This is a genomic window from Nocardia otitidiscaviarum (assembly GCF_007362295.1).
GTDB lineage: Bacteria > Actinomycetota > Actinomycetes > Mycobacteriales > Mycobacteriaceae > Nocardia > Nocardia otitidiscaviarum.
Genome location: NZ_CP041695.1, coordinates 3715296 through 3726669 on the forward strand (window position 1 = coordinate 3715296; position 11374 = coordinate 3726669).

Annotated in this window: 12 protein-coding genes; 5 read left to right on the forward strand and 7 right to left on the reverse strand. The window is 65.8% G+C overall.

What is annotated here, in order from left to right:
* Positions 1–318 precede the first annotated feature (318 nt).
* The gene (locus FOH10_RS16510) at positions 319–1266 is read left to right on the forward strand and encodes a LysR family transcriptional regulator (RefSeq protein ID WP_143981409.1); all 948 of its coding nucleotides are present in this window, start codon (positions 319–321) and stop codon (positions 1264–1266) included.
* A gap of 13 nt (positions 1267–1279) precedes the next feature.
* On the opposite strand, the gene FOH10_RS16515 is transcribed toward FOH10_RS16510, so the two are convergent.
* Both FOH10_RS16515 and FOH10_RS16520 read right to left on the reverse strand, forming a co-directional pair.
* Positions 1280–2341, reverse strand: coding sequence for an SDR family NAD(P)-dependent oxidoreductase (locus FOH10_RS16515; RefSeq protein WP_143981410.1), 1062 nt, complete (start codon positions 2339–2341; stop codon positions 1280–1282).
* Positions 2235–3032, reverse strand: a complete 798-nt coding sequence (locus FOH10_RS16520; RefSeq protein WP_186000867.1) for a phytanoyl-CoA dioxygenase family protein — start codon at positions 3030–3032, stop codon at positions 2235–2237. The genes FOH10_RS16515 and FOH10_RS16520 overlap by 107 nt, the downstream gene beginning before the upstream one ends.
* 232 nt (positions 3033–3264) lie before the next feature.
* On the opposite strand from FOH10_RS16520, the gene FOH10_RS16525 reads away from it, so the two are divergent.
* The 3 genes from FOH10_RS16525 to FOH10_RS16535 are packed head-to-tail and all read left to right on the forward strand — an operon-like array spanning position 3265 to position 5511.
* Positions 3265–4437, forward strand: coding sequence for a cytochrome P450 (locus FOH10_RS16525; RefSeq protein WP_221937989.1), 1173 nt, complete (start codon positions 3265–3267; stop codon positions 4435–4437).
* An 8-nt stretch (positions 4438–4445) separates the two neighbouring features.
* Positions 4446–4694 (forward strand): ferredoxin, encoded by a 249-nt coding sequence (locus FOH10_RS16530; protein ID WP_143981412.1) that lies wholly within the window; start codon positions 4446–4448, stop codon positions 4692–4694.
* The gene (locus FOH10_RS16535; protein WP_143981413.1) at positions 4675–5511 is read left to right on the forward strand and encodes a methyltransferase domain-containing protein; all 837 of its coding nucleotides are present in this window, start codon (positions 4675–4677) and stop codon (positions 5509–5511) included. The genes FOH10_RS16530 and FOH10_RS16535 overlap by 20 nt, the downstream gene beginning before the upstream one ends.
* A 63-nt stretch (positions 5512–5574) precedes the next feature.
* On the opposite strand, the gene FOH10_RS16540 is transcribed toward FOH10_RS16535, so the two are convergent.
* The 5 genes from FOH10_RS16540 to FOH10_RS35685 are packed head-to-tail and all read right to left on the reverse strand — an operon-like array spanning position 5575 to position 9980.
* Complete coding sequence (locus FOH10_RS16540; RefSeq protein WP_186000868.1) at positions 5575–6417, reverse strand: SDR family NAD(P)-dependent oxidoreductase; 843 nt, start codon at positions 6415–6417, stop codon at positions 5575–5577.
* Between the two features lie 37 nt (positions 6418–6454).
* Positions 6455–7438, reverse strand: coding sequence for an LLM class flavin-dependent oxidoreductase (locus FOH10_RS16545; protein ID WP_143981415.1), 984 nt, complete (start codon positions 7436–7438; stop codon positions 6455–6457).
* Entirely contained in the window at positions 7435–8700 is a 1266-nt protein-coding gene (locus FOH10_RS16550; RefSeq protein ID WP_143981416.1) for an LLM class flavin-dependent oxidoreductase, read from the reverse strand. The genes FOH10_RS16545 and FOH10_RS16550 overlap by 4 nt, the downstream gene beginning before the upstream one ends.
* Positions 8701–8717: 17 nt before the next feature.
* The gene (locus FOH10_RS16555; RefSeq protein ID WP_244962020.1) at positions 8718–9827 is read right to left on the reverse strand and encodes a cytochrome P450; all 1110 of its coding nucleotides are present in this window, start codon (positions 9825–9827) and stop codon (positions 8718–8720) included.
* On the reverse strand, positions 9828–9980 hold the full coding sequence (locus FOH10_RS35685; RefSeq protein ID WP_244962021.1) for a hypothetical protein: 153 nt from the start codon (positions 9978–9980) through the stop codon (positions 9828–9830). It lies immediately after the preceding gene.
* Positions 9981–10169: 189 nt separating this feature from the next.
* Between FOH10_RS35685 and FOH10_RS16560 the strand changes: the two genes are divergently transcribed.
* Positions 10170–11216, forward strand: a complete 1047-nt coding sequence (locus FOH10_RS16560) for an aldo/keto reductase (RefSeq protein WP_143981417.1) — start codon at positions 10170–10172, stop codon at positions 11214–11216.
* Positions 11217–11374 lie beyond the last annotated feature (158 nt).

Below are 11374 nucleotides of genomic sequence, written 5' to 3' on the forward strand. Positions count from 1 at the left end.
CTGACAACTAGAGACCGATGTACGTGACGTCTTTGTCCAGCAACAGTTCTCGGCCCTACGACCAAGTCACAGCACTGCTTGGCAGCTTCCAGACGAGGCCGACCAACAAGGTGAGATCTCTGATGGCAAGCAGGAATCCATTCACGCCTGAATGTAAATTCTCACCTCCTCGGCGGGACCGTATGGAGCCTGGGTTCTGACTGCAGGCACACTTCTTGTACTGTCGTCCCGGTTGGAAACATTTCACTAGACAGGACAGTCCTCTGTCCAACAACCGGCACGCCCGGCCCACAGCCAGCTGTTGTGAGGGGAGATGGTTTGGAACTGGACCTCGGTGCGGTCCGCGCATTCATCGTCATCGCCGACCATCAGCACTTCGGCGAGGCGGCGGACCAGCTGAGACTGACTCAGCAAGCGGTCTCCAAGCGAATAGCGAAGCTGGAAGCCGCGCTCGGCACGACACTGTTTCACCGTTCACGGCAGGGAAGCGCTCTCACCGAGGACGGCGTGGCTTTCCTCCCTCATGCCAGGGCGCTGATCGCACTCGCTGATCAGGCCACCGCGTCGTTGCGAGGTAGCAACCGCCCGCTGCGTGTGGACGTACTCGGCACCCGTCTCGCGGCCACCGAGCTGATCAGGACGTTCCACGAGACTCATCCCCGCGTGGAGATCGACATCGTGACATCCAGCGGGCTGCGCAGCGGTCGAGCGGCTCTCGTCAACGGTACGATCGACGTCGCCTTCGCACGAGTTGTCGGCGCGCTCGATCCTGCCATCGAACACATGCCGGCATATCTCGAGCCCCTGCACATTCTGGTCGGCCGCAAACACCCTCTCGCCGACCGCCGTCGGGTCCGCCTCGCCGATCTCAGACGTTCGGTGGCCCGGATGCCGGGAAACGCACCCGGCAGCGAATGGGCTCAGTACTACGACGATCTAGCCCAGAACTTCGGGCTCGTCATCGATATCGAGGGACCCAACTTCGGCCTGGATCACATGCTCGACGAGATCGCGGAATCACGTGACAGCTACATGTTCTCCGGCGAACGACTGCGCGTCCCCTGGCATCCTGACATCTGCCAGATTCCGATCGTAGATCCGACCCCCTGCTATCCGCACTCCATGCTGTGGCATCGACGCAACCGGCACCGCGCCCTACCCCAACTCATCAGCCACATCACCGCCGACTTCCGCTCATTCGACCCCGGACGTCACTGGCTCCCGCCGACCGAGATCAGCAGCGGACGTTGGGTGCGATCCATTTGAGCGACAAGATGTTTCACGGAGCGAGTCCAACCAATGCAGCCGTGCGGCGCCACAGTTCTTCGCAACGTTCGGGATCGGTGGTGTGAGGAGCGGTTTCGACGGAGCAGTGCCCAACAAAGAAGCGGCCGGTCACGCCCGCCATCTCGGATGAGGTAGCCAACCACACCGGAGTGCGCGCCCCGACATCGGGGCCGGGCAACTGTGCGGGATCGGATCGGCCATGCTCCCACCGCCCGACACCCGGTTGGGGGCCGGGCTGCGGCAGGACTCCGTCACGGTGAGCCTGCACGATGATCGGACCGAGCCCGGGCACCTCTCCCCCGAGCCCGGTGCCGGCGATCGTGCCCGGGTGACACGCGTTGACCGTGACCTCCGTCCCAGCCATGCGCCGGGCGAGAGCATAGGCGAACATCGTGTTCATGTTCTTGCTGCGAACGTAGCCGTAATACGGCCACAGATCCGCTCGCAAGCCCAAGCTTTTCGGGTTGGAGTGCGTTATGTCGTCCAGATCTACCGGCTCGTGCGCAAGAAGGACCGGGTCGGAGGCGATGATGATCAGCCTCGAGCGCTTCACCGCCGTCGAGATAGTGCGTAACAGCAGATACGGTGCCAGGTAATTGATGGTCAACATCCGCGGTAGACCGGCGGAGGTCCTTCGATCCACCGGCGCGACCACAGCAGCGTTGCTGACGACCACATCCGGGCTCGGCCCGGCCGACAGCCTGTCCGCCAGATCGCGTACCTGGTCCAGCTCTGCGAGATCGGCCTGCTCCAGAACGAGGTCGGCGCCAGGAACAGCCGTCGAGATCCGATCCCGGGCTGCCACCAACCGGGAACTGCTGCGCCCCACCAGTGTTACCGTTCGTCCTGGTCCTGCGAGGCGACGGGCGATGGCTTCCCCGATCCCATTGGTCGCCCCCGTCACAACCGCGTGCTCCACTGCCCTCCCTCGTCCGATCCGAGCTGTCCTACACGAAATCGGCAACGCGCGGATAGATGTCGTCGGGCGGACGCTGGCCGGTCTCCAAATCCGCCCACTGGTGTCCCGGATGCGGGCGGTACGTCGCTTCCGCATCGGTGTAGGTGGTGATAAAGGCGATACGATCGGCCTCCGAGAAGTTGCCCCCGGCGGTGTGTCCGGTCCGCCACTGATGGAACGTAGCGTCGCCGGCACGCAAGGGAACGGTCACTCGTCGACCCCAAGCAAGCTGCGGATAAGTGTCGAACAGATAGGAATCCGGCTTCAGCTGGGCGGCCGACAGCGGCGCGCGAAACGGTTCCGGCCGTCGATGCGAGCCGGGGAGAAATGTCATACATCCGCGCTCGACCGGCACGTCCACCAGCGCAATCCACGCATTTAGCAACAGCCGCCCATCCAGTGGTGCGAGCGTGAGATCGTCGTGCCACATGGTGGGCAGCTCGTCGCCGGGGGACTTGACGAGTGTCTCACCGCCCCATACCCGCAACGAAATACCGGATAGTTGCTCGGCGATCGCGCCGATCCGCGGATGACGAGCGAGGCTGCGCAGCACCTCGTTGTTGCGGAAGGCGTCCTTGGTCGTCCGAACCGCAGTCCGGCCCACCTTCATACCCATGCCGGCCACCATGCCCTCACGCTCGATCGCTTCCAGCGCGGCCTCCCGGTAGTGCGCTACCTCCTCCGGGGTGAGCACATTCGGAATATGCGTGAAACCGTCCTCTCTGAACTGCGTAACAAATTGCTGGTCAACGACGTCCGATCGCGTCTCGTCACTCGTTTCGGTCACGTCGACTCTCCCGTCTTTCCTGGGTGTGAACGAACTATTTCTAAGCGCGCCCGAGTCCCTACGTAAAGTGAACCTTCGTGCATCGCACCAAGGTTTGATGTACGAAGGTCCACTTCTTGTTCGCCGCCGACCTGAGCAAGACTGCGATCATGTCGATATCCGTTGCAGAGCCACGAGAGTCAGCACGATGACGGCGCTCGACGAAAATCAGGCCGCAGTCCACAACTTTCCGATGCGACGTCAGTGTCCGTTCGCTCCAGCAGCGGAATACGCCGAACTCCGCGAGCAGGGATCGCTCGCCCGCGTCCTGCTGCCCAGCGGGCAGCAGGCGTGGGTGGTGACCCGATACGACGAGGTGCAGCGGGTCCTGGCTCACCCGCAGATCAGCACCGACATCACCCGCCCGGGCTTTCCCGAGCTGACCTCGGCCCCGGATGCCGAACGGTATCAGTTGTTCGAGGGCGAGTTCTTCAACATGGATTCACCCGAGCACGACATCTATCGGCGAATGCTGATCCCGGAGTTCAGCTTCAAGCGCATCAAGGCACTGCGCGCGCGCATTCAAGCCATGATCGATGAGCTGCTCGACACCATGCTCGCCGCCGGTCCCCCGGCCGATCTCGCCGAGGCGTTCGCCCTACCGGTCGCATCGCTGGGCATCTGCCAGCTCCTCGGCATCCCCTACGAGGACCACAGGTTCTTCCAGTCCCGGGTGCGGACCCGCAAGATCGAGGCATCCGAGGACATGCTGGCCCCGGTCGCGGAGCTGCGGGGCTATACCGATGACGTGATCACCCGGGCCGAGCGCGAGCCCGGCGACAACCTCATCGGCCGGCTGGTCACCCAGCGGGTCCTGACCGGCGAGATCACCCACAACGCGGCCGTCGGCATGGTCCTGCAGCTGCTGATCGCCGCGCACGAGACCACGTCGAACATGATCATGCTCGGCACCCTCACCCTGCTGCGGCACCCCGACCAGCTCACCGAGCTGCGGGCCGACCCGGCGCTGTGGCCCGGTGCGGTGGACGAGTTGCTGCGGTACCACTCGGTCGCGGACGGGCCGACGTTCGCCCGTATCGCCCTCGGCGACATCGAGATCGGCGATCAGGTCATTCGTGCGGGCGACGCGGTCTTCGCGCTGTGCGCCTCGGCCAATCACGACGAGCGGGCCTTCGCCCGGGCCGGTGAGTTCGACATCCACCGCAGCGCCGGCAATCACCTGGCATTCGGATACGGCGTCCATCAATGCATCGGCCAGAATCTGGCCCGCGCCTGGCTGGAGAGCTCCTACGAGACACTGTTCCGACGCGTTCCCACGCTCCGGCTGAATGCGGAGGTCGAGGACCTGTCGTTCAAATACGACGCCGCGATCTTCGGCTTGGACGAGTTCCCCGTCACCTGGTAGGAGACCGCATGCGTATCTCCGCGGACCGGGACCGCTGCATCGGCGTCGGGCACTGCCTTCGCACGGCCCCGGACCTGTTCGACTCCGGCGAGGACGGGCGGGTCGTCGTCCTCGATCCCGAACCCGATCCGACACGAGCCGACACCGTGCGAAAGGTCGTCCGGCTCTGCCCCAATGCCGCCATCGCACTTCGAGAAGACCCTCGAGAGAAATCCGCAACCGAACGGGAAGAGACTGATGACAGTCAGCACGGATGATGTGGCCAGCTTCTACGACGGAACCGACAAGTTCAGTCTGGCCGGCAAGATCGATGAGCTGTGGGGGGCCAATCTGCACTACGGCTACTGGGACAGCGAGTCCGACGAGGACTGCCCCATCGAGGCCGCCACGGATCGGCTCACCGACCTGATGATTTCGGGCCTGCACGCGCAGCCCGGTCAGCGCATGCTCGACATCGGTTGCGGCAACGGCAATCCGACGCTGCGTCTGGCACTCACCAAGGACGTGTCCGTCGTCGGCATCACCATCAGCCGGCTGCAGGCCGAACAGGCCCAGGCCCGGGTCGCCGAACTCGGTCTGGCCGAGCGCGCCGAATTCCGGTTGGCCGACGCGATGGACATGCCGTTCCCCGACGACTCCTTCGATCTCGCCTGGGCGCTGGAGTCGATGCTGCACATGCCCGACCGCGGACAGGTGCTGGCCGAGGCCGCCCGCGTGCTGCGCCCCGGTGGACGGCTGGCGATCGCCGATGTCGTCGAGCGCGGACCGGTCAGCCCCGAGGGGAAGGTGGTGCTCGACCACATCCGCACCACCTACAAGATCGGCTCACTCGGCACCGCCGAGGAGTACCGGGAGCACTTGGCCGCGAACGGTTTCGTCGATGTCGAGATCACCGATATCACCGACAAGGTCAATCGCACCGGAATCGTGCTCGCCGACACCGTCGAAAAGAAGCGTGCCGAATTCCTGGCGCATGCCACCGAACAGGAGATCGACGCATTCACCGACTTCATGCGCCGCGCGGCCGCCACACCGGAGAACGGTTATCTGTTCATCAGCGCCACGCGCCGCTGACGTCCGGCGAATAGACGAGAGGGGCGCGACTTCCAGGGAAGCCGCGCCCCTCTCGTCTATCCCCTAGGTCGCCGAATCGGCCTTCGGGGCATGAGCGGCCGCCCGGTCGAAGGCGGCGGCGATGTCCCGGTGACGCTGCTCGATCGGGGCGTACCACTCCGCGTGGGTGACGGCGTAGAGCTCACCACTCTTGATGGCGTCGACGACGATCGCCCCGACCTCCTCGGGCTCCAGCCACCGCTGGGACCGATACTCCTCCTCGGTCATCGTGAAGTCGGTCAGTCCACCGCCCGCATAACGCTCCGGCCGGTTGCGGGTGCTGGTTGCGACATTGGTTTGCACCGTGGCCGAACACAATACGGTCGCCCCCACCTTCGAGCCATCCTGTTCGAGCTCACCGGCCAATGCCTCCGTGAGCGCCACCACCCCGTACTTGCTGACCGCGTAGGCCGCCAGCGGCGGCTGGGAGAACAGGCCGAAGATCGATGCGGTGTTGACGATATGGCCGCCGTCCTCGTTGGCCTTCAGGATCGGCAGGAAGGTCTGCACGCCGTGGATGACGCCGAAGAGATTCACGCCGAGCATCCACTGCCAATCCTCGATCGTGAGGTCGGCGATCCGTCCGATCGGCCCGACACCGGCATTGTTGACAACGACGTGCACGGTGCCGAACCGATCGGTCGCCGCTCGGGCGAGTGACCGCACGCTGTCCAGATCGCTGACGTCGGTCCGGATGCCGACCGCACCGATCTCGGCCGCGGTCTGCTCCAGGGCATCGGGCTCGATATCGGCGATGATCACCTGCATCCCCTCGGCGATGAGCCGCCGGGCGGTGCCCTTGCCGATGCCGGAGGCGCCACCGGTGACCACGGCGACCTTTCCGTGCAGGTCCGGGTATGCGCTCATGTGTGATTCGCTCCTGTCTGGTGTGGTCGAGCGGGTGTCATGCCGCGGTCCATCTGCTGGGCGGGCGGCGAAGCCCCAGTCGTGCCCGCAGTGTTGCGCCCGACGCCGCCGCCGACAGGCTGCGTACGGCGGTGGCGGTCTCCAGCATGTCGGCGTACGCCTTTTCGGGGGAATCGTGCTGCGAGGCAAGCAGACTGAAGCCATTGACCACGCCCGTACCGGCCAATCGGAGCAGGTGTTCGACGGGTGTGGATGCCGACCGCTCCAACAGGATCAGGACGTCGCCGCGTCGCCGGCCGGCTCCCAGCGCCGCTTCGGTCACCGCGTCCCCGATCTCGCGCACCTCGTCGGCCCGATCGATCGGCACGATGGCGACATCGGCGACCCGGCCCGCGAGCGCGGCGGCCTCGTCGCTGTCGACGCGACGCACCGAGACCGGATGTCCCTGCGGCGGGCGGGCGATGTTGAGCGGTCCCGCCACCTCGAAGTGTTCGCCCTCGTGATCGAGCGTGTGCAGCCGCTCCGGCAGGAAGTAGACGCCGGATTCACGGTCACGCAGGAACGCATCGTCATCGAAGCTGTCCCACAGCCCGCCGACGACCTGCGCGAATTCCTCGGCGCGGGCGAGCTGCCGATCGATCGCCGCCATGCCGTCCGCGCGGTAGTTGGCGGTTTCGCCGCCGTCGCCAGGAGTCCTCATCTCCCACCCTACGCGGCCGCCGCTGAGGTAGTCGATCGTCGCAAGCAGCCGGGCCACGTGGTACGGCGCGAGATGCTCGGTCGAGATCGACGGCACCAGGCCGATGCCGTCGGTCGCGGCGGCTAGTGCGGCCGTGAGGGTTCCGGCCTCGAAAGCCCCTGCTCCCTCCGGCTGGAGGCTTTGGCGGTCGTCGAACAGCAGGGCGTCGATTCCGGCGCGGTGCGCGGCGCGGGCCCACTCGCAGACGTGGGCGAAGGTGGCACGGCCGTTGCCGCCACCGCCACCCGCGGTGGTCAACTGCGCGAAGAGCACGATGGTCATCGCACACCTGCCAGAGCCGACTCGGCGAGGCCGAGATTGTCCCGCAGCGTGCCGTCGACATAGGACGTGCGCAGCAGCCCCCGTCGACGCAGCTCCGGCACGACGTGCTCGACGAAGTCGTCCAATGAACTTGGAAGGCAGGGGAAGTCGACGAGGAATCCGTCCGCGGCGCCCTGGGTGAACATTGTCTCCATATGGTCGGCGAGCTGTTCGGGGGTGCCCGCGACGATGTCTCCCGCCGTCCGCAACGACAGCTGGCGCAGCGTCAGATTCTCCCTGCGGGCGAGGTCGATCCAGCGCTGGGCGGTGCTGCGCGAGTTGTTCGTGACCGGCAGGTCCGGTACCGGTCCGTCCAGCGGATACTCGGTCAGGTCGATATCACCGAGCTGGGCCTGCAGCGCGCGCAGCGCGACGATGTCCGGCATCAGCTCCTGTAACTGCCGCAGCCGATCCTTCGCCTCGGCCTCGGTGCCGGCCACGATCGGCTGCAATCCGGGCCAGATCTGGATCGTGTCGGGGGCCCGGCCGTTCGCGGCGGCGCGCGACTTCATATCGGCGTAGAACTCCTGGGCGTCGGACAGCTGGGTGTGCCGGGTGAAGAGCACCTCGCCGTGCCGGGCCGCGAACGCGCGGCCGACCGGGGACGCACCGGCCTGGAAGATGACCGGCCGTCCCTGCGGAGGGGGCGCCACATTGAGCGGGCCGCGCACGCTTAAGAACCGGCCGCTGTGCTCGATCGGCACGGCACCCGATGTCCACAGCCGGTTCGCCACCGAGACGAACTCATCCGCGCGGGTATAGCGCAGATCGTGCTCCATATGCTCCGGGAACCCGAAGTTGCGAGATTCCCACGGCGCGGCGGAGGTCACCACGTTCCAGCCCGCCCGGCCACCGCTGAGGTGGTCGAGGGAGGCGAATTTCCGCGCGAGGTCGTAGGGTTCGTTGTAGGTGGTGGTGGCGGTCGCGACGAGCCCGATGTGCTCGGTCGTCGCGGCGTAGGCCGACAGCAGGGCGAGCGGCTCGAGGTGCTCGTTGCGGGCGGTCCTGCTCAGGTGTTCCACATCCGTGCCCCACAGCGCGACGACATCCGCGACGAAAATGCAATCGAATACGGCACGTTCGAGCGTCTGGGCGTTGCGCCGATGGAACGCGAAATCCAGTTGCGCATCGGCGGGGGTCTGCGGATGTCGCCAGGACGCGATGTGGCCGCCGGGGCCATCGATGCAGGCGCCCAGGCGCAGCGTTCTGTGCTGCTGTGTCATGGTTTTCCTCGTCTCGGTCAGTCCGACAGGATCGGCAGCGCGGAGGTGTCGGCGGCGGGCGTGCCGATCCGGGGCCCCGGGGTGAAGTGAGCGGGCATCCTGACGAAGCCGTTGATCTGCCCGACGGTGGGGTACTTCTCGGCCCCGGTGATCCGGTAGTCGGGCATGCGTCGCAGCACCTCGGTGAGGACGACCTCGAAATCCATTCGGGCGATATGGCGTCCGATGCAGCGGTGGATCCCGATGCCGAAGGCGGCCTGCTTGCGTGCGTCGCGATCCAGGTCGATGACGTCCGGGTTGGGGAAGACCTTCTCGTCCAGATTCGCCGCGGCCCAGGACAACAGGATCCGCTCGCCCTTGCCCACCGGGCAGCCGTCGATCTCGGTGTCCTCCATCGCGGTGCGGCCGACCCCCATGACAGGGGTGTAGTACCGCAGGAACTCGTCGCAGGACGAGGCGATCAGCTCCGGCGAGTCGATCAGCCGCCGGCGGGCTTCCCGGTTGTGATCCAGATAGTCCAGGGTGGAGGCGAGCAGCGCCGTCGTGGTGTCCACTCCGCCGGGGATGACCGCGTTGCACACGGCGATGATGTCCTCGTCGGAGATCGTGGCCCCGTCGATCTCGAGCTGGGTCAGGAAGCTGAGCAGATCGTCTCCGGGCTGGGCACGCCGCTTGGGAATCAACTCCGCCACGGTCTCGATGAGCTGGGCGAAGCCTGCCTCGACCCGCGCGAATTCCGGTGTGCCCGGCGGTGTGTAGACCAGTGCGTGCACGACGTCGGCGTAGAGCCGCCAGTCGTCCATCGGCAGCCCCACGATGTCGAGCGTGACCAGCGCGGGCACCGGATTCGCCAGATCCAGGACGAGATCGATCTCGCCGCTTTCGATGTGCTGGTCCACGCACCAGGTGGCGAACTGCTCGATACGGGGGCGCAGCCGCCGTGCCGCCTGCGGCGAGAAGAAGGTGTTCAACGCCTTGCGCCACTCCAGGAATTCGGGCGGGTCGATCTCGAGTGGCAGCCCGCGGAAGGACGAGGCCGGCACGACGGTCCCCTGCGGGCGCCCGGGGGTGTTGGGCAGTTCGTGCGCCGAGGAGAACAGCTGCGGCTGGTGTGCGACGTGCGACACCTACTGGTAGCCGGTCACCAGCCAGAAACCGCGGTGATGCCTGCTGTAGGCCACCGGCGTATGGCGATTCAGTGCAATGTTTGCGGCCCATGGATCACGGGCGTACTCGGCCGAATGGTGGTCGTAGTCGACTTCCGGCACTTTATCGGACATTCTCATCCTCGAATCCCGTGGAAGGTGCGCTGCACATCAATTCGTTCGTACCGCACCGAAACCCGCATGTGAATTGAACCTTGGTGCATTTTCGAACGTTCCTGTACGAAAGTTCAATTCAACTGCGCCGCACCGGTAGGCAGGATGAAAACGTTGCTCGTGACCACAGGCCAGCGAGGTGGCAATTAGATGAAGCAGGTATTACTCGGCGCCAGTGGCATCGGCACGTCGGTGTTCGCGCTCGGCACCGCGACATTCGGCGATTCCACGGACGAAGCCGAAGCGGGCCGCGCGCTGGATGTGTTCGTGGACTCCGGAGGACTGCTGGTGGACACCGCGGACGGCTACACCGGCGGGCGCGCCGAGGAGATCGTCGGCCGCTGGCTGAGCAGACAGTCCGCCGAGATCCGCGGGCGCGTCCTGATCGCGACCAAGGGCGGCGGGTACACCACGACCGCCGCGATGAACGAATGGGGAAACACCAGGCACAACCTCACCCGGGCGCTCGACACCTCGCTCACCAAACTCGGGGTCGATTCCATACCCCTCTACCAGGTGCACGCATGGGATCCCCTGACTCCCCTGGAGGAGACGCTGTCGTTCCTGGACAACGCCATGCGCCAGGGCAAGATTCAGTACATCGGGCTGTCCAACTTCACCGGATGGCAGCTGCAGAAGGCCGTCGACCTCGCCAAGGCGCTCGGCCTGATCGGACCGGTGGTGTACCAGGCGCAGTACAGCCTGCTGTGCCGCGAGGTGGAATGGGAGATCATCCCGGCGGGCATGGCCAACAACCTGGGCCTGCTGGCCTGGTCCCCGCTCTCCGGCGGGTTGCTCACCGGCAAGTACTCCCCGCACACCCGCCCCGAGGGCTCCCGCTTCGGCGAGCACCTGGAGCGCGGGATGATGCACGACAACTACGTCGCGGCCCTCTACAGCTCCCATGTCGCGCGGGATCGCACCTGGGAAGTGCTGAAGATCCTGCACGAGATCGCCGCCGCGAGGAACGTGACGCCCGCCGGTGTCGCCCTGGCCTGGGTCGCCGCCCGGCCCGGGGTCAGCTGCGTGGTGCTCGGCGCCCGCAATGGCGAGCAGGTGGCCGATAATCTGGCGGCCCGCGATCTCACCCTCGACGACGAGGAGATGGCACGGTTGACCGAGGCGAGCGATCCGTGCCCGAGCGGCTATCCCTACGGCGAGTTCGGCGCCGCCCTGCGGTCGCGTCTGCTGCAGTGACCGCACGCGCCCGCACCGGAATTACCCGCGAATCGAACCTTCGTACCGGGAATTGAACTTTTGTACACAGCCCCATTTTGCGTGTACAAAGGTCCACTTTACCTCCGGGTCGGTATTACGTAGAAATTATTCGTCAGAGATTACTCTCGCCGGTCTTC